29 protein-coding genes are annotated in these 26050 nt (G+C 36.3%); 7 read left to right on the top strand and 22 right to left on the bottom strand.

Annotation, left to right across the window (positions count from 1 at the left end; translation table 11 throughout):
• Window positions 1-82: 82 nt before the first annotated feature.
• From BM260_RS12195 to BM260_RS12170, 6 genes are all read right to left on the bottom strand, one after another.
• A complete protein-coding gene (locus tag BM260_RS12195) occupies window positions 83-1216 on the bottom strand; it encodes a bifunctional cystathionine gamma-lyase/homocysteine desulfhydrase (RefSeq protein ID WP_093537630.1) in 1134 nt (377 codons plus the stop codon).
• Between the two features lie 2 nt (window positions 1217-1218).
• The gene (locus BM260_RS12190) at window positions 1219-2148 is read right to left on the bottom strand and encodes a PLP-dependent cysteine synthase family protein (RefSeq protein WP_093537629.1); all 930 of its coding nucleotides are present in this window, start codon (window positions 2146-2148) and stop codon (window positions 1219-1221) included.
• Window positions 2148-2618 carry an S-ribosylhomocysteine lyase gene (locus BM260_RS12185; protein WP_093537628.1) on the bottom strand — a complete coding sequence of 157 codons (471 nt, stop codon included), beginning with the start codon at window positions 2616-2618 and terminating at the stop codon, window positions 2148-2150. The genes BM260_RS12190 and BM260_RS12185 overlap by 1 nt, the downstream gene beginning before the upstream one ends.
• 12 nt (window positions 2619-2630) lie before the next feature.
• Window positions 2631-3269, bottom strand: coding sequence for a class I SAM-dependent DNA methyltransferase (locus BM260_RS12180; protein ID WP_093537627.1), 639 nt, complete (start codon window positions 3267-3269; stop codon window positions 2631-2633).
• A 134-nt stretch (window positions 3270-3403) separates the two neighbouring features.
• Window positions 3404-5245 (bottom strand): SLC13 family permease, encoded by a 1842-nt coding sequence (locus tag BM260_RS12175; protein WP_093537626.1) that lies wholly within the window; start codon window positions 5243-5245, stop codon window positions 3404-3406.
• Between the two features lie 126 nt (window positions 5246-5371).
• A complete protein-coding gene (locus BM260_RS12170) occupies window positions 5372-5869 on the bottom strand; it encodes a GNAT family N-acetyltransferase (protein ID WP_093537625.1) in 498 nt (165 codons plus the stop codon).
• A 175-nt stretch (window positions 5870-6044) separates the two neighbouring features.
• On the opposite strand from BM260_RS12170, the gene BM260_RS12165 reads away from it, so the two are divergent.
• The gene (locus tag BM260_RS12165; RefSeq protein WP_093537624.1) at window positions 6045-7046 is read left to right on the top strand and encodes a S66 family peptidase; all 1002 of its coding nucleotides are present in this window, start codon (window positions 6045-6047) and stop codon (window positions 7044-7046) included.
• The gene (locus BM260_RS12160) at window positions 7034-7573 is read left to right on the top strand and encodes an HAD-IIIA family hydrolase (RefSeq protein WP_245762724.1); all 540 of its coding nucleotides are present in this window, start codon (window positions 7034-7036) and stop codon (window positions 7571-7573) included. Before BM260_RS12165 ends, BM260_RS12160 begins: the two co-directional genes overlap by 13 nt.
• A 42-nt stretch (window positions 7574-7615) precedes the next feature.
• Here the strand turns inward: BM260_RS12160 and BM260_RS12155 are convergent, their stop codons facing one another.
• Together BM260_RS12155 and BM260_RS12150 are read right to left on the bottom strand one after the other, a co-directional pair.
• Window positions 7616-8374 (bottom strand): hypothetical protein, encoded by a 759-nt coding sequence (locus tag BM260_RS12155; protein WP_093537623.1) that lies wholly within the window; start codon window positions 8372-8374, stop codon window positions 7616-7618.
• 71 nt (window positions 8375-8445) lie between these two features.
• Window positions 8446-8973 carry a GNAT family N-acetyltransferase gene (locus tag BM260_RS12150; protein ID WP_093537622.1) on the bottom strand — a complete coding sequence of 176 codons (528 nt, stop codon included), beginning with the start codon at window positions 8971-8973 and terminating at the stop codon, window positions 8446-8448.
• A gap of 136 nt (window positions 8974-9109) precedes the next feature.
• Here BM260_RS12150 and BM260_RS12145 point away from each other — a divergent pair, with 136 nt between their 5' ends.
• Complete coding sequence (locus BM260_RS12145) at window positions 9110-10465, top strand: amino acid permease (protein ID WP_093537621.1); 1356 nt, start codon at window positions 9110-9112, stop codon at window positions 10463-10465.
• A 63-nt stretch (window positions 10466-10528) separates the two neighbouring features.
• Here BM260_RS12145 and BM260_RS12140 read toward each other — a convergent pair whose 3' ends face one another.
• Both BM260_RS12140 and BM260_RS12135 read right to left on the bottom strand, forming a co-directional pair.
• Complete coding sequence (locus tag BM260_RS12140) at window positions 10529-12505, bottom strand: S9 family peptidase (protein WP_093537620.1); 1977 nt, start codon at window positions 12503-12505, stop codon at window positions 10529-10531.
• A 139-nt stretch (window positions 12506-12644) separates the two neighbouring features.
• On the bottom strand, window positions 12645-14192 hold the full coding sequence (locus BM260_RS12135; protein WP_093537619.1) for a fatty acid--CoA ligase family protein: 1548 nt from the start codon (window positions 14190-14192) through the stop codon (window positions 12645-12647).
• 212 nt (window positions 14193-14404) lie between these two features.
• Here BM260_RS12135 and BM260_RS12130 point away from each other — a divergent pair, with 212 nt between their 5' ends.
• The 4 genes from BM260_RS12130 to BM260_RS12115 all read left to right on the top strand — a co-directional run bounded on the left by BM260_RS12130 (window position 14405) and on the right by BM260_RS12115 (window position 17045).
• Window positions 14405-14980, top strand: a complete 576-nt coding sequence (locus tag BM260_RS12130; protein WP_093537618.1) for a hypothetical protein — start codon at window positions 14405-14407, stop codon at window positions 14978-14980.
• Between the two features lie 82 nt (window positions 14981-15062).
• Entirely contained in the window at window positions 15063-15242 is a 180-nt protein-coding gene (locus BM260_RS12125; protein ID WP_093537617.1) for a hypothetical protein, read from the top strand.
• A 478-nt stretch (window positions 15243-15720) separates the two neighbouring features.
• Window positions 15721-16356 (top strand): FMN-dependent NADH-azoreductase, encoded by a 636-nt coding sequence (locus tag BM260_RS12120; protein ID WP_093537616.1) that lies wholly within the window; start codon window positions 15721-15723, stop codon window positions 16354-16356.
• Window positions 16357-16508: 152 nt separating this feature from the next.
• Window positions 16509-17045: a TetR/AcrR family transcriptional regulator gene (locus BM260_RS12115; RefSeq protein ID WP_093537615.1), complete on the top strand. Its 537-nt coding sequence runs from the start codon at window positions 16509-16511 to the stop codon at window positions 17043-17045.
• Window positions 17046-17115: 70 nt separating this feature from the next.
• Here BM260_RS12115 and BM260_RS12110 read toward each other — a convergent pair whose 3' ends face one another.
• The 12 genes from BM260_RS12110 to BM260_RS12050 form a co-directional block, all read right to left on the bottom strand.
• Window positions 17116-17337, bottom strand: a complete 222-nt coding sequence (locus BM260_RS12110; protein WP_093537614.1) for a hypothetical protein — start codon at window positions 17335-17337, stop codon at window positions 17116-17118.
• 101 nt (window positions 17338-17438) lie between these two features.
• Complete coding sequence (locus tag BM260_RS12105; RefSeq protein ID WP_245762723.1) at window positions 17439-17846, bottom strand: hypothetical protein; 408 nt, start codon at window positions 17844-17846, stop codon at window positions 17439-17441.
• 115 nt (window positions 17847-17961) lie between these two features.
• The gene (locus BM260_RS12100; RefSeq protein WP_093537613.1) at window positions 17962-18432 is read right to left on the bottom strand and encodes a GNAT family N-acetyltransferase; all 471 of its coding nucleotides are present in this window, start codon (window positions 18430-18432) and stop codon (window positions 17962-17964) included.
• Between the two features lie 150 nt (window positions 18433-18582).
• Window positions 18583-19074, bottom strand: a complete 492-nt coding sequence (locus BM260_RS12095; protein WP_093537612.1) for a hypothetical protein — start codon at window positions 19072-19074, stop codon at window positions 18583-18585.
• Between the two features lie 210 nt (window positions 19075-19284).
• Window positions 19285-19629 carry a YciI family protein gene (locus BM260_RS12090; protein ID WP_093537611.1) on the bottom strand — a complete coding sequence of 115 codons (345 nt, stop codon included), beginning with the start codon at window positions 19627-19629 and terminating at the stop codon, window positions 19285-19287.
• A 253-nt stretch (window positions 19630-19882) separates the two neighbouring features.
• Window positions 19883-20170 carry a hypothetical protein gene (locus tag BM260_RS12085; RefSeq protein WP_093537610.1) on the bottom strand — a complete coding sequence of 96 codons (288 nt, stop codon included), beginning with the start codon at window positions 20168-20170 and terminating at the stop codon, window positions 19883-19885.
• A 258-nt stretch (window positions 20171-20428) separates the two neighbouring features.
• Window positions 20429-20959 (bottom strand): hypothetical protein, encoded by a 531-nt coding sequence (locus tag BM260_RS12080; protein WP_053589475.1) that lies wholly within the window; start codon window positions 20957-20959, stop codon window positions 20429-20431.
• A gap of 460 nt (window positions 20960-21419) precedes the next feature.
• Window positions 21420-22748, bottom strand: a complete 1329-nt coding sequence (ltrA, locus tag BM260_RS12070) for a group II intron reverse transcriptase/maturase (RefSeq protein WP_093537609.1) — start codon at window positions 22746-22748, stop codon at window positions 21420-21422.
• A gap of 662 nt (window positions 22749-23410) precedes the next feature.
• Window positions 23411-24007 (bottom strand): kinase, encoded by a 597-nt coding sequence (locus BM260_RS12065; RefSeq protein ID WP_093537608.1) that lies wholly within the window; start codon window positions 24005-24007, stop codon window positions 23411-23413.
• A gap of 209 nt (window positions 24008-24216) precedes the next feature.
• Window positions 24217-25227: a DUF4179 domain-containing protein gene (locus BM260_RS12060; RefSeq protein ID WP_093537607.1), complete on the bottom strand. Its 1011-nt coding sequence runs from the start codon at window positions 25225-25227 to the stop codon at window positions 24217-24219.
• A complete protein-coding gene (locus BM260_RS12055; RefSeq protein WP_093537606.1) occupies window positions 25224-25799 on the bottom strand; it encodes a sigma-70 family RNA polymerase sigma factor in 576 nt (191 codons plus the stop codon). Before BM260_RS12055 ends, BM260_RS12060 begins: the two co-directional genes overlap by 4 nt.
• 158 nt (window positions 25800-25957) lie before the next feature.
• On the bottom strand, window positions 25958-26050 hold a 93-nt coding region (locus BM260_RS12050; RefSeq protein WP_139219922.1), incomplete at its 5' end, for an IS3 family transposase.

Raw genomic sequence — 26050 nt, 5'->3', positions numbered from 1 at the left:
AACCTGTTCACATTCCAACTAAATGATATATAGCAACAAAAAAGCACACCCCCTCTGGCAAAGGGATATGCTTAATCCAACATTATGCGAGTGCTTGTGTTAAATCCTCTAATAAGTCTTCCACATCTTCAATTCCTACTGAAATTCGGACAAGCCCATCTGTAATACCAAGCTCAGCGCGACGCTCACTTGGGATGGATGCATGAGTCATTCGCGCAGGAACTGAGATTAAACTCTCCACCGCACCTAAACTCTCTGCAAGTGTAAAGTAGCGAAGCTTCGCTAAAAGCTCATCTGCTTTCTCCCCACTTCCAACATCGAAGGAAATCATTCCGCCAAATCCTGTAGACTGTTTCTTCATCAAGTTATGTCCTGGATGAGTAGCTAGACCAGGATAAAAAACGTTAGAAACAGCTTCATGATTATTTAGGAACTCTGCAATTCGTTGAGCATTTACATTATGCTCTTCCATCCGAATACCCAGTGTTTTAATACCACGCATAAGCAACCAAGAATCCTGCGGCCCAAGAACTGCTCCTACAGAGTTTTGAACAAAGTGTAAGTCAGTTGCTAGCTGATCCGAGTTTACAACAACAAGACCTGCCACAACATCACTATGTCCACCCAAATATTTAGTAGCACTATGCACGACAATGTCCGCACCAAGTGATATCGGTTGTTGGAAATATGGCGTCATGAACGTATTATCTACAATAGTCAATAATCCTTTTTCTTTCGCAAACTTGGAAATTGCTTCAATATCGGTAATTTTCAACAATGGATTTGTAGGGGTTTCTAAGAAAATTGCTTTTGTATTTTCTTGGATAGCCGCTTCAACATTCGATAAGTCTCCAGTATCTACGAATGTCGCTTCAATGCCAAAGCGATTCAATACTTTAGAAATTACACGGAAAGTTCCACCGTATACATCATCCGTTAAAATAACATGGTCACCTTTACTAAAAAGCATCATAACAGAGCTTGTTGCTGCCATTCCAGATGCGAAAGCAAACCCTGCAACTCCTCCTTCTAGCTCGCTGATTAATACTTCCAAAGCATGACGTGTAGGATTACCAGTACGTGAATATTCATAGCCTTTGAATTTGCCTACTGCCTCTTGTTTATACGTACTTACTTGATAAATAGGCGTCGATACTGCTCCAGTTGCCTCGTCCCCAACAATTCCTGCATGTATTAACTTCGTTTTAGCGCGCATCCTTATTCCTCCTTGAAAAGTTCATAAACGTCCTGGCTTAAATATCGTTCGCTCGAATCTGGGAAAATCGTTACAATATGACTTCCCTCTTTCGCTACCTCTGCTTCCTTCAATGCCGCTTGAAAAGCAGCTCCAGATGAGCTTCCGACTAGTAAGCCTTCTTTTTTTGAAAGTGCTCGTAATTGTTGAAATGCATCCTCATCTGTAACAGTATGGATTGCATTAAAATAGGAAGTATCCATAAAGTCCGGTAGAAACTCCATACCGATTCCTTCTGTCACATGAGAACCAGATTCACCACCATTTAATATGGATCCGACCGGTTCTACAATAACTGTTTTAATCGATTCTTTTTGTTTTTTCAAATAGATTGAAGTACCCATAAATGTTCCACCTGATCCTGCACCTGCAACAAAGACGTCAATTTCACCATCTAAATCTCGCCATAATTCAGGTCCGATTGTCTTTGTATACGTAGCTGGATTTGCAGGGTTAGAAAATTGAGAAGGAGAGAAAGCATTTGGTGTTGTAGCCACTAGTTCTACAGCTTTTTTAATCGCTCCCTGCATGCCTAAAGCTGTATCTGTGTTTACTATCTCCGCCCCTAATGCACGCATTAATGTTTGCTTTTCAACACTAAATTTTTGTGGAACAACAAAAATAACTTTATATCCTTTACCAATTGCAGCTAAAGCAACTCCTATACCAGTATTACCTGCAGTAGGTTCAATAATGGTACCGCCTGGTAGAAGTTTCCCAGACCTCTCAGCATCTTCAATCAAAGACAAGCCTAGTCGATCCTTTACACTGCCACCAGGATTAAAATATTCAAGCTTTGCGAAAATACGGCAATTATTAGGAATAGGAATATGTTTTATCTCTACTACGGGTGTGTTGCCTATTAAATCTTGTACACTACTAAAAATGTTCATTATGCTTCCTCTTTATAAATTTGACGCCATTCATCTTTTTTAGCTAGCATGTCAGAAGCTATTTCTTTCGCACCTTCCAAACTATGACTTGCAGCCCAACCACATTGGACTTCATTGCAAGCTGGAACCTCTGTTGCTTGTAAAACATCTTGTAATGTTTTTTCTAAGATTTCCAGAATTTCCTCAAAGTTATCATGATTGATAACAGATAGGTAGAAACCAGTTTGACAGCCCATAGGACTCAAATCCACTACTTGATCAGTATGATTGCGAATATTTTCTGCCATTAAATGCTCTAAAGAGTGTAGACCAGGCATTTCCATATGCTCTTTATTTGGCTGTTTAAAACGGATGTCATATTTTAATATTACATCGCCACTGTTCCCTACTTTTGTACCTGCAAGGCGTACAAATGGTGCCGCTACTTTTGTGTGATCTAAGTTAAAGCTTTCTACATTCATTTTTTTCATCGTTATCGCTCCTTATTTTTTGGTTGCATCCATTAACCAAACATAATCATTCATTTTCACGAATTCTACTTGAAAACCTGCTTCTGTGAACAATTCTTTTAGTTTAGGAATCGTTGTATAATATTCTCGTTCCAGATCTTCTACTACATTTAAGAATCCACGATTTCTTTCCTTAGCAATTTGTGCTTTTTTGGCTTCCTCTGTAAGAAAAACAGTATCTGCAAAAACGACCTTTCCATTTTTCGAAAGTAGGTTAGCATATTTTTTCAGTGCTATTCCTTTTTCATCATCCGTTAAGTGATGAAACACATAAGTGCTTACAAATGCATCTATATTTTCATTTTGTACATCAAATTCAAGTAAATCTCCATCAATTAAGTTAATAGAAGGAAAACGTTTAGCGGTTACTTCAAGCATCTTAGTATTAGGTTCGATACCAATAACTGAAAAACCTGCTTCTAATAACTTGGCAGTTAAATTCCCAGTTCCTGTTCCAAATTCAATAATAGTACCAGAAACACGGTTAGCTACCTCACTTAAAATAGTTTCATAGCCTTCGAATACATCTCGATACTCCGGATCTTTACCCGAAACGGAAGCATCATAAGAGTCTGCCCAACCATCAAAAATATCGACAAATTCTCTGCCCATTTTTTAACCCCTTTTTGAATCATATTATTCCTACTTGCATACTTTGTTTTAGGCTTAACAATATTAGTTATATCATATTCCAACAAATTGTCAAACAAAAAAAGAGCTCTCTTTGGAAGAGAAACTCTTTTAAATTACAATGGGAAAAATATTGGAATTGCAATCATCATAATGATGAACATAATTATTTGTAAGGGTATTCCTGCCTTGATAAAGTCAAAGAATTTATATCCTCCTGCTGTCATTACTAATGCATTAGTAGGAGACGCTACAGGAGTCGCAAAAGCCATACTTGAAGATACAGCTATAGCGATTAAAAATGTATACGGATTTGCATCTAAACTAATGGCTGCAGTCATTGCTATTGGGGCAAACAAAACGGCAGTCGCAGTATTACTAATAAATTGACCAAATACCATCGTCACAAAGTAAATACCAGCTAACACTCCCATTGCACCGAACCCACCAAGAAGATTAACTATCCCTTCAGAAAGAATTACCATACCACCCGTTTTTTCAAGGGCAGTTGCCATTGGAAGCATGGCGGCGATTAAAATAATACTTTCCCAGTTCATCTTGCCATACGCATCATCCATATTACGCAGACACCCAGTCATGACCATTAAAGTAGCGGCTAAAAGAACAGAAATGACTGCAGGAAACACTTCCAAAACCATTAACCCAATCATCAATAGCATAATTGCTCCAGCAATTGGCGCTTTCCCACTAGCAGCAGCCATACTTGCATGCTCTTTAGGTTGCCCAATAATCACAACATCTTTTACAGCTCTAGACAAAAGCTCAATCTCTTCCCAAGCTCCTTGGACCAACAACGCATCCCCGAATCGCAATCGTACTTCCGCCATTTCGGTTAATACATATTCTCCTTTGCGATTAATGCCTAGTATATTTAAGTTATATTTTTCTCGGAAACTAATACTTCCAACCGTTTCGTTTATCAAATTGGAATGTGGAGTTAATAGTACCTCTGCTATACCCAATTGTTTAGAAACGAGTTCCTCTGCATTCGTTTCTTCATCAACCTCTAAGTGAAAATCTCTCACAAATTGCAAAGTATTTTCTAGTGGACCTTGAACATATAAAATATCCTTGCCTTCAATCACACTCATAGGACCAGCCATTTCCTGATAACGGATAGGTAGGATATTCATGCCTTCCATCGACTTACGGTCAATTTTCAAAATAGCAAGATGATATTTTGCAGGAAGCTTTAACTCCGCGAGTTGTTTTCCAATAATCGAAGAACCCTCTACCACTCGAATACGATGCAAGTTACCACCTAACTCATAATCTGCTGCCAGTTGCTGTGGAGATAATTTATGCCCTTCTCCGGCATTATTTTTTCTTTTATCATTCGGCAACACATATTTTCGAGCAACAAGAAAATATAAGATACCAGTAGTGATTCCAATAATTCCAAGTGGGGTAATTTCAAAAAAACCTAGTTTTTCAAATCCATTATCTACAAGGACCTGGCTGACAATCAGATTGGCCGGTGTGGCAATTAGTGTCATCAGCCCTGACAAGCTACTAATATAAGATAGGGGGATTAAATACTTAGACGGGCTGCTATTAATACTGATGGCAATGCTAATTACTATCGGTAGCATTAAAGCAACTACCCCCGTATTACTCATAAATGAGCCAACACTGCCTGTAATAATAAGTAATAAAACGAATAATTTCCTCTCGCTTTTCCCCGACCATTTCAACAATAAATTCCCGGCAGACTGTGCCAGACCTGTCCGAACAATTCCAGCTCCCACAACAAATAGCCCTGCAATCATAATAACGACAGAATTAGAAAACCCTGCAAGCGCCTCCGTAGGCTCTAACACACCTGAAATAACGAAAGCTAAAAGTGCAAGAATCGCGACAAGGTCTGCACGCACTCGATTGCTTATAAACAAAACGATACTGATCGCTAAAACAACAAATGTAATAGTTAATTGCATAATAGAGCGAATCCTTTCTTACATAATTCTACCCTCATTATATAAGAAGCCCATGTAAAGTTCCTAACCAAAGCTATAAGTGAAAACGTATTCTTTTGGAAAGGTCACAAGATATACAAAAATGATTCAAACCGTTTCTTTTTTGTAAATTGCATTAATAGCGTCCCAATCAAGGGGTCTGGTCATACTAACTTCGCTTTTCTCCGCAGACTTAAAACCGAATTGTTCGTACAGGGTATGAGCATCTCTTGTCGCCAAATGAAAATTAGTGCCTTTCAATTTCGGATTTTCAGTAATAATTGTCATTAGCCATTTACTAAGTCCCTTTCCTCTATACTCGGGAAGTACGAAAACATCGCCCAACCAAGAATATCGGACAAGATCTGATACAACACGAGCAAAACCTATTTGTTTTGGATTGCCCTTAGTTGGATCCCCCTCATAAATCCCATAGCAAAGAATGGAATTCTCAATCGATGCTTCAACTAATTCTCTTGAAGTACCTTCTAACCAATAGGATTCTTGACTAAGAAATTTATAGATAACATCCTTATCCAATAATTTTTTATCCGTACTTATATAAAATTCTTCTTTACTAGTAAACTCAATTTCTTCTTTATACATTAATCTATCTCCTCTCTACTATGTATTACTCATTTAATATAAGTAGTTCCAATTATATAATATTTAGGTTATGTTAAATAGAGAATATTCAACTTATTATTTTAACTTCATGGTCAAATCTTTAGTAATTTTATTCTCTCATTACGATTGTTTATTGAAAGGAATGATTCTCCCTATGAAAGGTTTAAATAGGTTACAAAAAGGCGACAAAATTGGAATTTATTCACCTTCATCACCGATTACGCATTCTTCTCCCCAGCGCTTTGAAAGAGCTAGAACTTTTTTAGAAGCAAAGGGATTTGAAATTATAGAGGGAAATTTAACTGGGAAACAAGACTTTTACCGCTCTGGAAATATTCAAGAACGTGCTCAGGAGTTAAACGAGCTTATTCGTAATCCTGAAATCCGCTGTATTATGTCTACCATTGGTGGGACAAACTCTAACGCTATTTTGCCATATATTGATTATGAAGCTTTTAAAAGAAACCCTAAGATCATGATTGGCTACTCCGATGCTACCGCAATTTTACTCGCAATTTATGCTCAAACTGGAATACCAACATTTTATGGCCCAGCATTAGTGCCGTCATTTGGAGAGTTTGAACCCTACGTAAATTATACATATGATTATTTCAAGGATATTTTAATAAACGAGCAACAAATTCCTTTCAATATTCCACTCCCCCCTTATTGGACAGATGAGCCACTCAATTGGGAATTTAAAACCTGTGACAAACAACTAAGACCGAATGAATGGACTTGCGTAAATGAGGGAACTGCTGAAGGTAGATTAATAGGTGGGAATTTGAATGCTATGTATGGTATTTGGGGAAGCCCGTTTATGCCTTTAATAAAAGATGGAGATATCTTGTTAATAGAAGACACGATGAAATCTGCAGCTGTTGTGGAAAAAAACTTCAACCTATTAAAGTTAAATGGTGTATTTGATAGAGTTTCTGGAATTATATTAGGAAAACATGAATTATTTGATGATCAAGGAACCGGGAGAATGCCGGCTGATATTTTAGTAGAAATTATGGGAGTTCCAACAATTCCAATTCTTGCTGACTTCGACTGCTGCCATACCCACCCGATGTTAACAATGCCTATTGGACGACGAATTAAAATGAATTCTGGTGAAAGAGAGATTGCACTAATGGAGCAATGGATAAATTGATAAGGAAATTAGAAGCAGTTTTTATAGATCGTGATGGGACAATTGGTGGCACAGGTCATTTTATACATCCAAATGACTTTGTTCCTTATGAGTTTAGTAGAACAGCGATTCAGTTACTACAATCCCAAGGAATTAAAATATTTGGATTCACCAACCAACATCGAGTGAGTCGAGGAGAGGCATCCATAGTGGAATTTCAAAAAGAATTTCTGTCCTATGGTTTTGATGATGGGTTCATTTGTCCACATAGCCTTCTCGATTCCTGTGTATGTCGTAAGCCAAATCCTGGCATGTTACTTGAGGCTGCTAGCATATACAATCTCAATCTTAAAAATTGTGTAGTTATTGGGGATGTCGGTGGTACTGATATGCTAGCTGCTCAAGCTGTTGGAGCGCTGAAAATATTAGTGCTTACTGGTTGGGGAAAAGGCTCCTTATCACAGTATCGAGTCGAATGGAAAGATGTAGAACCCGATTATATTGCCGAGAATTTACTGGAAGCAGTCAAATGTATATTAGATCAATAGAAAATGCTGCCTGGAGCAAACCCTTGCAGCATTTTGTCATTCTTAAGTCATTTGATCAATATACTTCTCCAAAATTGGCTCTAAGTATTCCTCTTTTAAAGAAAGATCATTTTGTATAAAGGAATGCACACTTTCTTTATCTAATGCGACTAAGAGGAACTCAGCAAATTCTGGTTGTTCGCCTTTTCCTATTATACTCATATTGTGTTTTTCTAATATAACTTGTAATTCATTCGATGTAAAAGTCACATTCAGCTCGAAAACAACAGCCCAAAAATCATTTAATCCTCCGTGCTTAACAAACATTGGTCTAAAAGATTTTGTATAGGAGGGGTTAATAGATAAACCCATTTCTTCCATCAATTCTTTTTCGATACTTTTCTCCAAATTAAATAACTCACCTTTTAAATCCGACTCGTCTAAACCTCCACCTGTAAATTGTAAACGACCTGGTGTGGAAGTATGTTTGTTCATTTTCCCAAATGCAATGTAATTGTCTTTTGTAATAACAGCCACACAAGTAAAAATAACTTTGCACGGAAATACTTTTTCTTCATGACGAATCGTATATAAATAATGCTTGTAGTCTGTTTTTGCTACAGTAATTTGAAGTTCCTCTGAATTTCTACAAATTTTTTGAATGGTAAAGACTTCTCCATTACGAAAATGTGGATTTATCTTTAATTGTTCATTCCAGAAGTGTTCATGTTTTTCCCTCATTTGTTCTGGTAATTCGTATGGCGTTGAATCATATTTAACTGTAACTATAGACGGCGTTTCTTCAATCACTATTGGCTCCATTCACTATCTCCAATCTTTCAATTGTAGTAATTATGCATCCCAATGCTTCTTCTTTAATTGCAAAAATGGAGTCATTCAAGCTCTTCCCATTCTTCTCTTAATAAACCCATTCGAATAGAGTCATAATATACACCGTTAAAGAATCGACATTTTCGAAGTCTTGCTTCCATTGTCATTCCTAACTTTTCACCGACTTTAATCATCCGTTCATTGCCTGACCAGGTTGTATAGCCAACACGAACAAGTGGTAGTTCTTTAAATAAATGATTAATCCACATTCGGAGTGCCTCTGTACCTATTCCCCCACTCCAAAATTGGGGTTCATAAATGACAATCCCCATTTCTAGCCAAAGGGATTCTTCATGCTCCCAGTAGTAACAGAGCGAGCCGACTAATTCTCCATCTACATAAATCCCCCACATATCTTCTTGGTTGGCGAGTTGATCTTTCTTTTCTAAAAATTGTTCTAAAGTTGAAGGAATATGGGGATAATAAGGTGCATCCCATTTTTTCCATTCGGGAGCACTTTCCTTTGCACTTAATTCCCACAGTCGAACAAGCTCTTTTTCGATAATAGGACGAATCGATACAACTTTCATCTTTTAACTCCAATCTATCATGCTTTGTATTCATAATTTTATCACAATATAAGTATGATAGACTGTTCCCAATACGTATATTATTGTGATAGAGTTTTATCTTGCAGAGTATTAAATTTATAAGGAGTGACATAGCTTGGGTGGAAATCAGCAGTTACAGCGAGGATTAGAACAGCGACATATCACCTTGATGTCATTAGGAGCAGCAATCGGAGTTGGTCTATTTTTAGGTTCAGCTACAGCCATACAGCTGGCAGGACCTGCTATTCTGATTTCCTATATTGTCGGAGGAATAGCCATTTTCATTATTATGCGTGCACTGGGTGAAATGGCCGTACATAATCCAGTTTCAGGTTCATTTAGTCGGTATGCAAAGGATTATCTTGGCCCTCTTGCAGGATACATAACTGGATGGAATTATTGGTTTTTATGGGTAGTTACTTGTATGGCAGAGATTACTGCTGTTGGAGTATATATGAAAATGTGGTATCCAGACACAGCCCCTTGGATTTGGGCATTAGCGGCATTAGTTATTATGACATTGGTTAACTTAATTGCTGTAAAAGCTTATGGGGAATTTGAGTTTTGGTTTGCACTTATTAAAATTATTGCCATATTAGCGATGATTTTTGTTGGGCTAGGTGTCATTCTCTTTGGTCTTGGTAATGGCGGAGTTGCTGTCGGCATAAGTAATTTATGGTCGAACGGCGGATTTGCGCCAAATGGAGTTACTGGCATATTTATGTCCTTACAGATGGTCATGTTTGCTTATTTGGGTGTCGAAATGATTGGTGTAACTGCAGGGGAAGCCAAAAACCCTAAAACGGTTATTCCAAAAGCAATCGACACGGTGTTTTGGCGTATTTTGCTTTTCTATGTCGGGGCATTGTTTGTAATCATGTCCATTTATCCATGGAATGAAATAGGAGCCAATGGAAGTCCTTTCGTTTTAATGTTCGAGAAAATTGGAATTGGTCCAGCAGCAGGTATTATAAACTTTGTTGTGCTTACAGCAGCATTATCTAGTTGTAATAGTGGTATTTTCAGCACAGGACGTATGTTATTTAATTTGGCTGAGCAGAAACAAGCTCCTAATTCATTCGCTAGCATTAGTAGAACGGGAGTACCTTCCAAGGCTATTATCTTTTCTGCCTTCTTGTTATTAGTCGGCGTTGTATTAAACTACTTAGTTCCTGAAAAAGTATTCATTTGGGTAACGAGTATTTCGACTTTCGGAGCCGTTTGGACATGGGGAATTATATTATTATCCCAATTGAAATTCCGCAAAACACTTACAAAAGGGGAAGTATCAAGGCTTTCCTATAAAGCTTTGTTCTACCCAGTAGGTTCTTATTTAGCATTAGCTTTCTTAGTATTGGTTCTTGGCCTCATGGCTTATTTCCCCGATACACGTATTGCCCTAATCGTAGGTCCTATATGGATAATAGGGTTAGTCTTTGTCTATTACAAAAAAGGATTTCACAAAAGATAATAAGTTTCCGATTCAACAAAACCCCTTCATTTCAAAATCGAAATGAAGGGGTTTTCTCTATTTTCAAAGATATTTTGCAAACCAGCTTGTGATTTGGTCTAGTCGTGTTTGTCTTAGATTTGGGAACCCTACTCGAGATAAATTATGATCAGATTGCGGGAAACGAACGAAACTTGTCTCTTTCCCCATAGCTTTTAGCGTAATATATAGCTGTTGTCCTTGTTCGATAGGACAGCGATAGTCATTTTCACTATGCAAGATCAATAAAGGTGTCTCTACATTAGCTGCATATTTAAGCGGAGAAGCATCCCATAGTTTATCGATATTTGTCATATCAGTGCCAATTTGCCATGGTGTGAAATAGTATCCAATATCAGAAACTCCATAAAAACTAATCCAATTAGAAATCGAACGCTGTGTAACAGCTGCATTAAATCGATTTGTATGACCGACGATCCAGTTAGTCATAAATCCACCATAGCTCCCACCAGTTACTCCTAAACGTTTTTCATCAACCCAGTCGTTTTCCTTCAACACATAGTCTACTCCAGCCATGATATCTTCATAGTCGCCACCACCGTAGTCCCCACGAACAGCGTCGACGAAATGTTGACTATATGAGTGACTTCCACGTGGATTTACATATAATACTCCATACCCTTGGGCTGCTAATAGTTGAAGCTCATGGAAAAACGTATTTGCATACATCGTATGAGGTCCACCGTGAATTTCCACAACAAGGGGATACTTCTGTCCTTCTTGATAGCCCGCTGGCTTCATAAGCCAACCATGTACATCCCAATCGTTAAGACCCTTATACACAATGGCTTCTGGTTCGACAAGCTCTACCTCGTTTATCAACTCTTCGTTAAAGTTAGTGATTGTAATTCTTTCACCAGTCGCCAAATTTAGTTTAAATAATTCCCCGGGAAATATTGTATTACTTATTGTCGCTAGAGCATAAGTTCCATTTCTAGCGATATCGTATCCATATACATGCTCGTTTTCTGGAGATGCTGGATAAATTTCTCCATCCAAAGATGCAAAATACAGACGTACGTCTCCCATTGTGGATAACTGGAAATATAGGTGATTCTGGTTAGTCCAAACAACATCAGGTGCATTTGCTCCTTGTTGAATATCCGCCCCTGCATAGTCACCTACTGGCGCGTCTATCCCTTCTGTTAGTATTTGGAGTTTTCCAGTACTCACTTCATATACATATACTTCTGCATGCGTTGCATTTTTAAATGTGTGAAGCATTCCACCAAAAGCGATATATTGGTCATCCGATGAAAATGTAGCTCCTCCAAAGTGTCCGTCTTCTTCAATGATTACTGATTCCTTTTTCGTTTCTATATCGATTAATAACATAGGTTCATGGAATGAAAAATCTTGACTTTCATCACGATTAACACCCATTACTAGTTTTTTTCCATCATGAGAAATTGCTTGTAGACTATGATTAAATGTACCTTCGGTGAAGGCTTTAATTTCCCCTGATGCTATAACGATAGACCCTATTTGTCGGTAAGTATCTTTTGGTAATAATCCTACACCATCATTATGGTACTTCATATTATCTACCACGTAAGCTTCTGGTAGTTTGTCTTCTTTCTCTTCAGCTTCGTCTGTCCAACTTCTCCCATCTTTTAGAGATGCAGAGAACCAAATCTTTTTACTACAAGGAGACCATATAAAGCTCGAAACACCTTTTTCAAATTTCGTCAGCTGTTTTGCTTCTCCACCTTTAGCCGACATTATGTAAATTTGGTTTTTATCGTCACGATTCGATATAAATGCTAATTGTTTACCATCTGCAGACCATTTCGGAGAGGATACTTTTTCTTTTGCATGAGTCCATTGTGTTACCTCACTCGTTTCGATCTTCACATGATATAAGTAAGCATAGTACTTGTTATCCTTTTTGTGCATTTCCGTACGGATGAAAACTGCCTCATTCCCGTCCGGTGAAATTACTGGATTGGTGATTGATTGTATTTTAAATAAATCAGTAGCTTCTAATTTTCGTTTTGCCATTATTAATATCTCCCTCTATTTAAATTTCTCTCCCTATTTATTTCGACAACCGAAATCTTTTTCCTTCTATTTTCTATGAAAAGTTTATATAAAAAAAAGCTCCTCATAGATACATGAGGAGCTTGAACAAATTTATCTCTTAAACTGTTTGTGGTTTTAAAGAACGACGTAATATTTTACCCGTTGTGTTCTTCGGAAGTTCCTCTAAGAATTCAATCTTCTTCGGCACTTTATATTTTGCTAGTTTTTCTAAACAATATGCTTCCAGTTGTTGCGCTGTTAATGTAGGATCTTTTTTTACAACAAATGCAAGCACTTCTTCTCCAAAGTTTGGATCAGGGATTCCGACAACCGCTGCCTCAACGATACCTGGATGTGCAAACAAAACTTCCTCCACTTCACGAGGATAGACATTATACCCACCTACGATAATCATATCCTTTTTGCGATCTACGATAAAGAAATAACCTTCCTCATCTTGTCTAGCCAGATCCCCAGTATATAACCACCCATCGCGAATGGCACTTGCTGTTTCTTCCGGCATTTTGTAGTAACCTTTCATCACGTTAGGTCCACGAACGATTAACTCTCCTACCTCACCTACTGAAACTTCTTCCCCAAGCTCATTGACGATTTTGTTCTCCACATTTATGATATTTGTTCCGATTGAACCAGGCTTGCGATCACGGTCAATTGGGTTAAAGCATGTAACTGGTGATGCCTCTGACAATCCATACCCTTCAGATATACGAACATTGAACTTGTCCTCAAAGTTATGCAACAGGGCTACAGGTAAAGAAGATCCTCCTGATATTGCTAAACGTATACTGGAAAAATCTTCTGCATTTCCTTCAGGGAATTGATACAAGAAATTATACATTGTTGGAACACCTGCAAATACAGTAGCTTGTTGCTCTTTTGCAATTTGAAACACTTCTTGCGGGCTAAATCTTGGAATTAATAGTAGCGTTGCACCCATTAATAATGGAGCATTCACAACAACTGTTAAAGCGAACACATGAAATACAGGTAACGTTGTAATTACGCGATCCTCTGTATTAATCTTTAAGTATTCTGCAACATCTCGAGCATTGGAGTAAATATTGTTATATGTTAACATTGCACCCTTTGGATGACCAGTTGTTCCGGAAGTATATAAGATTACTGCTATATCATCTGGATCAGTTTCCACAGCAGACGTACCCATAGCAGCTGAAGAAATCATTACTGAAAACGGTTTCACTTTTGTCTTCAAGTTTTCAGGTAAAGCAGCTAGTTTTTGAACCGTGTCTGGTTGTGTTTCACAAATAATATAATTTTCAACCGAAGTGAAAACCCCTGCAGCTTTCTCTACTAATGGTAATAATGCATCAAGAGCAATAATTACTTTAGCGTCGCTGTTTTTTACAATATAACTGATTTCATCTGGCGAATAAATTGGGTTTATCGGAACAGCGGTAGCACCTATTCGCATAGTGGCATATAAAGAAATTAAAAAGTGTGGTGAGTTACCTAGTAAAAAACCTATATTATCCCCTTTTTCCACACCAATTGACTTTAAAGCCCCTGCAAATAACTCCACTGATTGTTCAAATGCTGCGTATGTAGTATCTTTCCCCATAAAGTTATAAGCAATCTTCTCTGGATGCTCACTGGCAATCTGTTGAACACGTGAAACTAAACTCATATTCTCGTCCCCCATCTTTTTGAATGAATGACCATTCATTATCCCATATTCATTATATAAGAAAAGTTTTGACAATTCAACAAAAACTAGAACTTCGAACTCTAGAGGCTATTTGAAACTCGTGAAAAGTAAGGCTACTATTGTAGAAGAAGGAATAATTAAGAACATGCAGAATATATAGCTTACAAGGGTGCATGAAAGGAGTAATTTATTTGAAATCTAATATTTCTCTCGTTGCATTTTTAACTTCATTATTCTTAATAACTGGTTGTACGCCTAGTAATTCCTTAAAAACAAATGAAACAAAAAAGGAACATGTAATCAGTAAAGTGGATGAGAAAGTATTAAAGATGGTGGACTCGGAAGAACAGTTTTCTTATTTAACTAACTTGTCGGAAGAAGAATTAAAGTCCTATAAACAATTTGCGGAAGAATATGATACAAAATACTTAAAAGTTTTTTCACCAGAAAATATTTTACTTATATATATTCATTCAGCAGTTATTGATGATATCGAAGCTATCTATGCGTTGGCTTATATGGAAGGTGAGTCATTGGAATTCGACAATTTTAAAGATAAATATTATAAGCACCTTAACATATCCAACATGGAAATAGCCTTAGATTTCAGATATTATGATTCAATCCAGGTAAAACAAGAAGAGAGTAATGGCTTATTTGTCGAATTATTGGTTACCTATGGCAGGTTCACAGCTACAACCTTAATGGAATTAAAAAAAGAAAATGATATATGGAAAGTTGTTCTACCTAACTTATTTAATAAGTGAGCTATGTTTATCTTTTCCAAATTAGTATAAAATGAGAGAAAAATAAAATGGTCTTAAAAGGGCATATATGGGAGGGAATATTGTGAAAGGAACTCATAAAATAAGGTTATTTGTTATTTTGAATAGCTTATCCCTTACTGTTTTGCTTGCTCTCTATTATAGTGGGGCAAATAGTTTAATCACCGGTACTTATACTATTGCCATGTTTGTTATAACATCCACTGCACTTGTAAAAATAGTTACAAAACCAAGCGAATCCTGATCACCGAATCTGAATAAATAGCTAAATATAATAGAGGTCCATTTTCTTATAAAGTTAAATACTGCGTAGGCAATGTATTGCTCAGTTCAATGGACTGGGTTTTTTATTTTGGCTATGTTAAAGGTAAAGGATGATTTAAAAAATACTACAAATAAAACGGAGCTGTGAATTGTATCTCCAAGCTCCGTTTACTTTGATGTCCATTTTTTTACTAAAGCACGACGTTAGTTGAATAAGAGTTATTTCTTCTTTCTTGTTTTTCCGTCTGGGCCTACGTGTCAGGAATCTAATCTTCTCTAATCTTTTTTTATGACAGGAGATTTAATTTTATTTAGATTATTCTTTTTTTAGTCAATACGAGCTGAATGTTGGATTTGCAACAATTCGATAAAACTGTTGGTTTGTTTAGTTAATAAATCGTTTTATACTAATTCACACAACAGTTGTTGTAAATCTTAAAGAAATAGAGGGAATAATTATGACTAAGGTATTATTTATTACAGCAAATCCAAATGATGAAAATCATTCGTTTAGTATGGCAGCAGGAAAGGCATTTATTGAAACATATAAAGAAACAAACCCAATGGATGAAATTGTAACCGTGGATTTATTTAAGGACGATATTCCAAATTTAGATGCAGATGTTTTCAGTGGGTGGGGAAAACTTCGTGCAGGACAGCCATTGGATGCTCTTTCAACTGAGGAATTAGCAAAAGTTAGTCGCCTAAACGAAGTTCTCGATCAATTTATTTCAGCGGATAAAATGATATTCGTAACGCCGATGTGGAATTTCTCATTTCCAGCAGTTGTGAAAGCATACATTGATGCTGTAGCTGTACCTGGTAAGACGTTTAGATATACGGAAACTGGTGCTGTAGGCTTACTTCATGGTAAAAAAGTGTTTCACATTCAAGCTCGTGGAGATTTTTATTCAGTAGGTCATTTAGCAGATGAAGAGCTAGGCGATAGATACTTAAAACATATCATGAACTTCATGGGTATTACTGAATACGAAGGTCTATTTATTGAAGGTCAAGCTAAAATGCCAACAAAAGCAGAGGAAATTAAAGCAGAAGGCATCGAGCGAGCAAAGCAATTAGCACAAAAATTCTAATCGTTTATTATCTTTATATTGCAATTCGTGGTCCATTTTGTATGGACCACGAATTGCTTATTTTTTTCTGAAAATTTTTCTGTTATAATCGAGTCATTCATTTAATCCAACAAGTGTTAAAAAATAATTTTGTTTTGAGGAGGTAGGTACGAATGAAAAAACTAGATCCACGGGTTCAACGGACAAGACAAAATATCATGAATAGTTTTATGAGACTGATTAAACAAAAAGATTTTAGTGATATTTCCATTGCTGATATTACACAAGAAGCAGAGATTAACCGTTCAACATTTTACTATCATTTTATGGATAAATACGATTTAATCGATGTGATTCAAAGAGAAGTTCTTACGAAAGAAATTTTTAAAGAAGTAGCATTACAAGAAGTCATCGATGAACAAACGATTATTATGTCCCTACAAGCTATTATGGGTTCTCAAACAAATTTAGCCCTACATTGTCAACGAGCAGTTAAAGAATTTAAACCGAAAATGGACTATGAAATTAAACAACGATTGACGGAAAATCTGCACGCTTTATTAGATAAAGAGCATGGTGTGAAGGAAGAACATTATTTTCTTGCTACATTTTGGAGTTGGGGCATTTATGGGGTTGCAATGGCATGTGTAGAGGGGAAAGAAACTTTGCATACTGCGGTAAACCGTTTGACAAATATCATTTTAGGCTAGTATATAGAACCATTATAAAACCCCATGTATCAATTATCATCCTTAGTAGGTAAAAGATACAGGGGTTTTCTTATCTGTTAGTCAACTTTCCAAGTAAACGAGCATTATTGTTTTTCATCTTCTTGTTCTCATTATCCAATATAGCTATTCTTCTTAAGGATTCCATTAATTTATCTTTCGAACTTTCACTGAACATCTGTTTTTGTGTGATAACCTTAAATTTTGGTTCTGTTAATTCTTCTACTAATTCCTCACTTGATGTTAAACAAAGAAGAAAAAGAATGTAAAACAACAGTGTTCACATACCTTCATACATGTTCTTTTTCTTGGCTATATCCAAATTTATTGCATTTCTTATTTCACTAAAGCACCCTTTAGCTTAATAAGAAGTGTTCAACTAAAATCATAAGTACCTCCAGGTAATGTGAATAAATAAAACCCGTTATCTCCACTTAATGTCCATCCTTCAAAATAAGTACTGTCGTGAAACAACTCAAGATAAATGTTGCCTTCAAATTCCACAACTAAATCAGATATATTTTCAAAATGTAAGATATTCACTATTTTCTTTTCCATAAGAATCCCCTTAACATTTTTATGCGAGAATTTGTCGGAGGATTGGATACAGTCTGTATAACCAATCATAATCTCATTAGAAACTAGTAATCTCCAAGGGCATTCAATGATTAAACCAGCCGTATCAAAAGTCATCCCTAAAGGTACGTTCTTTTCTGTGTTGACCTCAGTAACCTTCTGACCAATAAAATATTTAAAATCTATATTACTTAGTTTTTTATACATGCACATTCCTACCTTTATCGAAATTCACCTATTTATAGTGTAATGCAATCCACCTTGTTTAAATACTTTCTTATTAAACTAAAGCACCCGTTAGCTTAATAAGCTGTTTTGTGTTTTAACAGACCTTTTTATAAAAAATAAGGGTTGTGTTATCGTTTAATTTCTTGCTAATTCCTGTTTTGCTATAACCCATTTTTTCGTATAAATAACAATTTCGTTCTTCCTCTAATATTGTAGCTAATTCCCACGTGGTTGCTTGAGGGAACATACACTCAATTAAATTTATAACCTTCTGAGCTATTCCTTTTCCTTGGTGAGTAGGCAAAATAAACATCGGACTAATCCAAAATTGTACTTCTTCTCTCCAAAAAATACAGATAGCTCCCACAAGGGTATTGTCAGCTAATATCTTATAAAAACTACCATTGTGTTGATTTATTCTCGATATTACTCTTTCGATAGTTTCATTTGCTGGGTTTGTTTCGTAATCCTCATACTTATTCAACAAAGGCATAAAGGCTTTAACCTGAATATCAAAAATAGCTTGTGCATCATTTTCAATTGCTTTTTCCAATCTAAGTTCCATTAATTTCACCTTCTTTATATTTATATTCTGAACTATTCAACAAGAATTAATTTTTTCCTTCTTAAACTAAACTGCCGCTTTAGTTCAATAAGAAAAAGGCTTTACCCCTTCTTGAAGTAAAGCACCCGTTTGTTGAGTAACATTTCTTATTTAAGTATTTTGCTTAATCACTTCTTCTACGTAAGTAAGGAGATCATTGTATGGGGAGTTCCCTTTCAAAAATTGCGATACCACATTCAAAGGTAATATCACCATATCCCTCTTTTTAGAATAAAGAACACTCTGTGTTTTGCTATCACTTAACTCTTCATCAAGACTGGGAGAGTAATTACGTACAGAATCAGACTCATACCAGTAAAAGTCTTGATTAATATAATTTTTGATAACCTCACCAATATACGCACCTATTCGAACCACAAAATTATCAAAATGCTTATTTAATAGTTCAGTACCAAAATCCGTATTTATTAATCTTTTTGCATACATATCAATATAACGAATGCTCTCAATAGTGAAGTCTAAATTTCTTTTAGTTAGGTTCTCTTTATCCCAGGAATCATCTGATACATCCCGATACATTAATTTTGCAATGCCTTTTAAATCATCTTTTTTTAATTTTGCTATATTTAAAAAACTAAACATAAGATGCGATTTCTCCTTTATCAATTGTCTACGAGTATAGCTATAATAATTATATCTCTTATTCCGCTAACCTGCTGCTTTAGTTCAATAAGAAAAAAGGCTTTACTCCTTCTTGAAGTAAAGCACTCGTTAGTGGAATGAGAAACAAAAGCCGCCAACCAATAGTTAGCTTCAGTTCTTGTTTAAAAGTTCCTCGGTAAGCTCCGACACTTAAAATACTTGACGTAATTCAATCTGACCTTCCCCATGTCCTTGCGGGTCCGGCATCCGCATGGCCCACTCGATGGCTTCTTCTCTCGACTTCACATCAATCAGAATGAACCCGGCAATCAATTCTTTCGTTTCCTTAAATGGGCCATCCGTAACCACCGGCTTTTCCCCTGGAAACGCAAGGCGAATCCCATTTGAACTTGGATGAAGTCCTTTAGCCATAACACGTACGCCAGCCTTAACTAAATCCTCATTGTACTGATCCATAGCTTCCATGAGATCGGGGCTCGGGAGGTTTCCGGCTTCCGAATTCTTCGAGGCTTTGACAATCAACATAAACAGCATAAAAAATTTCCTCCTTCTTTTTTAGAGGTGAAAATTGACCTCTTTGTACATACAACGAATCTGCATCTTCAAAATCGACAATATTTTGCTTCCATATCTCACCTATTTATTTTCGTGTTAAATACAAAAAATCCTTTTTCTTCTTCTACTAACCTGCCGTTTTAGATGAACAAGCACTTTACTAAAGCAACCGTTAGTGGAAGAAGAAACAGAAAGGTAATCTTCCATAATCGTGCCCGATTGTGGAATAACTTTATCTACTATACGATGTCCAAATTCTATATATATCTTTACCTTCTACCCCAATCTTATCTCTATGCATTGTAACATTTACATTCGTGTATCCGGCCCATTGTGGTATTAGTTCCGTTAAACAATCAATTACCTTTACATCAGGAGTTGCATAACCGATATTTTCTTTTCTCAAAAAGCCATTTGAGAAATCTTGATATAATGAGTCCGTCCATTCATAAACTTCAAACTGAGAATCAAAAATCCGTTCATCTTCTTGATATTGTCCGTTAACCCAGTATATTTCCATAACAATGCCTCCTCCTAATGAATGTAACGTTCCATAACACCATGTCCTATAAAGACAAAGACACTTTCCTAGTTTTCCGGGAAAGCCCGGATTGTGGTTGACTAAAGCACCCGTTAGTTAAACAACATTATATTTTTAAAATTTGAGATTCTATTTTGACATGTATTCTAAAAACTTTTATTTAAAATTAGAATGTAATTCTAAGTTCTAAGTGTGATTTCATCACACTATAACTCGCTTTGAACCAACAGTACTTTTTCATTTTATAAACTGTTTTAAAAATGGCTCAATACCCGGATAGCTTTCATCCAGTATGATGCGGTGTACTTGCATAGCGTCGACGATATTGTGCGTCGATAACTGACTTAGCGCTATCGCTAAACAGCTTAGAGCCGGCATTTCTTCAACTTGATTCGTTCTTGACTTCAATAATACCATTACTTTAAAATACTGTTCTTCCTCGGCTAAGGTAAGCACGGTATCATCTATTTTTTTCTCTTGTACGAGAATCTGTAGAGCTAGGAGCAAGCACCTTTTTTGCGCCTGCAATTTTGCCTCAGTTATTATGGGATTAACATGGACGTTACTCATTTCTCCAAACTGTATCGCACTGCCGCAATGCGTACAAACTGCCGTATAGTTTGCTTGGATGCCGGCATACATCTCGGGTTCTACCTCATTTTTGTACGTCACATATGGAATAAATACATCATGCTCGCAGAAAAGACAATTAATAGGTCGGTCCAAAATAGCGATGTGACTTTCCTCAAGGTTTAAATCTTTTGCCATATCTAATCTACCTGTTTGCAAACGATATTCGTTTCCATACCTTTCGTCAGTTGTTGGAACTGCTGGATATTATAACAGTCGTTGCAAGTGAAAGACTGTAGTACCAATTGCTCCGGAGGATCTTCATTAAACGGGTCCACATCAACATTTGGTGACACTATATCAAGATATACTTCCCGATGACTAAAAATAGCACTATCGCAGTGGGGGCAGCGTAGCGGTTTGCCTATAATCTGTACTTCGTAATTACTATGTTTTCTGTCCAATTTACGACATCCTCCCTTTTTTAAGTTTCGATAATATCCAAATCCCGCCCTCTGATTAACAACTGACTATACATACCTCTTCTTCAACTAGTCGAGTAGAAGAGAACCTCTCTACCTTGCGGTAGATTGTGTTCTTCCCCCCTCACAGAACCGTGCTTGCGCTATTCACGCACACGGCTCCTCCAAGTCTTCATTCACAAAATATAGCTAATCTCTTTTCTTAAGTCGTATATATTCACCTTTATTCTTGGTGAAGGTAACGGATATTTATGAAGAAAGAGATTGAATTTATCCCAAGTAAAGGATTTTCTTTGACTTCTTCTGTTGAGCCATTTAAACAGTAAGTATTGGATTTTGTCTTTAAATTGTTGAACACTTGGAGTGTTATCTGTGATGCAATAGTAGTTGTAATAACCTACAAGCGAGCGTTTAAATCTATCCATAATCATATGAATATCATTGTTTCGGTTCTTCTTTATCCATTCCTTCGATTCCTTAAGTTTACCTTGTAGCTTTTTCCTGCTTGATTTCCGTTTCACACGAAAGTATCCAGATTTACTCTTTCCACAGTAGTGTGTAAAACCTAGGAAATCAAAGGTGTCAGGTTTTCCATTTCCCTTTAGTTTTGCATCTTTCTCCGCAAATCTCCCGAAGGGAATAATTTTGGTTTTATCCTCCGCTATTTCTAAGTTAAACTTCTGTAATCTCAGCTTTAATGATTGAAAGAATTCCTGAGCTTCGCTCTTATATTGGAAGCAACAAACAAAGTCATCTGCATAACGAACTATGTATGCTTCTCCTTTACACTGTTTTCTAACTTCCTTCTCAAACCACAGGTCCAGGACATAATGGAGGTATAGATTGGCAAGGACCGGAGATATGACTCCACCTTGCGGTGTGCCTTTATCTGTCTTGTATTTCTTTCCTTCCTCCATGTATCCACCTTTAAGAAACCTACCTATTATTCTTAGTAAGTTAGGGTCAGCGATTCGCAGTTTTAAGAACTCCATCATCCATATGTGGTCAACGTTGTCAAAGAATCCTTTAATATCTACATCTACTATATAATTTACTGATTTCTTTTCAATATAATGATTTAATATTTTCAAAGCATCGTGGCAGTTACGATTTGGGCGGAACCCAAAAGAGCAATCTAGAAAATCATTTTCATAGATGGCATTTAGTATTTTTGTAATGCCTTTCTGTACAATCTTATCTTCATGTTCCGGTATCCCCAATGGTCTTTTCTTGTTGGAGTTAAGCTTCGGAATATACATTCTCCTTACGGGAACAGGATGATAACTTTTACTTTTAAGCCTACTTACTAAATCCTCTATATTTTCCTCTAGTGTTTCACTGTATTGCTCTTTAGTTGTGCCATTAATCCCAGTAGCCTTCTTATTAGGTAATTCAAGATGACACTGAACTAGAGATTGCTTATTTAGTAAATGGACAATAGATGTAAATTTCATTTTAGGATCAGATTTTGCTAATTCTGCTATCCTTAATAGTTTTGTTTCCATTTAATATTCCTACCTCCGAGTGTAGTAAATGTGTCCCTAGTAAGGGTGATAACTTGGTAGCAGCCTTTCCTCCATCGGCATTACCCAACTTCATTGGTACTACGCTGCTATCCGACTCCCTACAACGGCATTTGGTTTCCTTGCTTATTATCACTTGTACACCATACTCTTCTATTAGAAGAGACCGGTAGGGTCTCCCGAGTTGCCGTATCATATCCATGTGTGACGTGCCAAGGTCTCTGACCCCAGAGAGGTTTTATTCTTCTTGCCTTTATCGAAGAATAAAATGTAGCTTTCTACCGCAGTTAAGGCATCAGCCCTCTCGATTTACTAACATTATGGAGCTCAATCCCTTCAACCATTTGGCTTTCGGCCCGCCACCTAACTGTCTACGCTTAAAGGCTAATGTTACCATTAGCCCTCCAAGACTCGCTACGAGTGAATGGCTAGTTCTTTCTCGACGGGAATCCCACCCGCTATATGATACGACCTAGGCTCGGCCGCACAACTGCTTCGTTAGTTTAAGTGTAACATTTCACAATGGAACACCAATATCAAATTAATGTTTTTGACATAAAAATAGACCATCGAAAATGATGGTCATGGTTAACTAAAGCACCTGTTACTTTAAGTGTTCGTTATCTAAAACAGATGATTTTAGTTCAATTCAGGATAACTAAATTGGCTTGTTTCTTAGGTGATACTGTCCCTATATAATAATCTTCTGCTTTCCAGTATCTCTCTTCTAATTTTTTAATGTTATTTTGTGTTACATCACTTTCACGTTTGAATCTTTTATCTTTTGGACAATCCAAGTAAATCATATAATCAAAAAAAGTTCTCCACTCACTTCTTTGCAGAAACACTCCTTCAATTATAATGAGGCAAGTATCAGGTATTTTCACTACCTGTAATTTTTGTCTATCAGAGTAATAATCATAATTTAGCAAGTGTAGTTCCTTGGACACCTTCAGTTCTTTGAACAAGCTGTCTTTTAACAACTCTACATCCCATTGCAAATAGTAATATTCATACCACTCTTCATAATCAGTGTCGTACCGCTTTTTTCTCTCAACAATGTAGTCGTCTATATGAAAAATATAGACAGATATGTTTAATTTTTGAAGATGATGTTCAACTTTTTTTACAAATGTTGTTTTTCCAGAACGACTTAAACCATCTATTCCAAGAATAACTCTTTTACCTTGTTCAATGTTTGAAATTCTATTAAGTATTATAAGAAGGTCGTTATCTTTCAAGTATCTCCCCCCTTAATTATTGCCTTCCTTCTTTTGGTACCCTGCTGCATTGAACAAAAAATTAGATACTTTCTTATCTATTTTTAAAAATAGAGTAGTAAAAGCCACTCCCCCCTTTGTCATTGTCCTCAATGTACAAAACACATTTATTAAAGCCTTCCAACTCTACTGGAGATAATTCCTTTAATTTACTTTCATACAAACTCTATTTACGGAATCGATATTTTAAAGGGCTCCAACTTATATTCCTTCCATTCTATATCTCCATCTCCTCTTTGAATATCAAATTTAGCATAAGGGGTGATTGTTAATTCAGTGACACCATTTTCGACCGGTTCAAATAATTGCTTACCGTACTTCCAACTAATCTCCTTTAATCGTTTGTTAGAAGAATCGACCACCTCAAATTCAAGTTTAACGTCTCTTCCATAATTTTCTTCCTTATATTGGGCATCATACGTAAAGAGAACGCCAGGAGTACCCCATTTAATATCATGTATCTCGTATTTCAAGTTATCTATTTGTTGAGATTTTGCAATATCAATCTTATTTTCATACTGTGCTTTAACTACTTCCTTCCTAAATTCAAATAACTCCTCTTGCTTACCTTCAAAAGTTATACCCAATTCAAGTGTATCAGGGTTAAAACTATAGTAATTAATATTTAGAATTCCAGTCCAATTTGTTGGTGAACTTTCATCCGTTGTAAGTCCATAATTCGATAAAGGCATTCCACCTTTATAATTATGTTTAATGTTAAAATAATCCGACGTTAAAGGTTTTTCAGAATCGACGGAAAAGCTGGCTGTTACCCGGGCATCATCGTAATAGATTTCCCCGAGTGTTATCGTAATCCCGTTGATTGTTTTAGATTCCCCGGAAAACTCACTCAACCCTGCTTCCGAAACATTTTTCAATCCGATATCGCCTAAGTTCTTATATATTTGACCAATTAATGGTATAGAAGAGACGACCTGTGCCATTGTTGGAGACACCGTCGCAGATGCGACTAACAATCCAAAAGCCATAACTGCTGCCCCAATGCCATAACCCCATTTTTTTCTAGCTGACTGTTTTCTCAACTGATGTGACTGGTTCTTTTCAATTGATTGCTTTAATTTTGCCTTTACTCGTGCCTTTTCGACTTCATTTACTTCCATTTCTTCAAAATCTTTATCATCCAGCTTTAGATTATTTAAATGTTCAAAGATATCTTTCATGCAAAAATCCCCCCTAAGTTATTAATAGTCCGTTGTTGTTTTAGTCTTTTCTTTCCACGGTAAATGCGGTTATCGACTGCGGCTTTCGTTAAACCAATATTCTTTGCAATTTCCTCACTTGTCATGTCCAAGAAAAATTTCATCATAAAAATATCTCGGTCAATCTCTTCAAACCCACACATTAACTTTAATAGTTCATTTTTATGTTCAGTAACGAGAACTTCGTTTTCTACAGAAGGACTACTACCTACATCTAAATCATTCGTACCGACTATTTCAACTTCAACACGTTTATTTGCTATCCGATAGGTATCAATTGCTTTAAATTTTGTGACCACACAGAGCCATTTTCGAAAATCATCCGTGTCCCCTTCAAACTGATTTGCGTGATGCCAAATAGTTAAAAAAACATCATTTATACACTCATCAACTAGACCAGGGTTTCCTAATGGTGACAATACTTTATAGGTAATGCCCTTAACTAACGGTAAATATTTATCAACTGCATATTCTAGAGCATCTTCTTTTTGACGTTTAAGCCGCTTAATAAAATTATGGTCGGTAGATTTCATACGATTTGTCTCCTTACTTTTTGTAAAATCCCTCACACTATATACAACGTAATAAATCCACTTTTTTTCTCACATTTAATAAAATTTGATTTCTTTTTCTTAAACTACAACAAAAAGACCTGCCAAATGAACTGACCCAATAAAGTTAGACAAATTATTTAAGCAGCTTCTAAGATCTGCGTTCGGTATTCAACCGGGCTCAGGTCTTTTAATTTTGCCTTCATTCGCTTGTGATTATAATACTCCATATA

This window comes from Psychrobacillus psychrotolerans (assembly GCF_900115805.1).
GTDB classification, from domain to species: domain Bacteria; phylum Bacillota; class Bacilli; order Bacillales_A; family Planococcaceae; genus Psychrobacillus; species Psychrobacillus psychrotolerans.
This window is presented reverse-complemented; position numbering and strand designations above follow the sequence as displayed.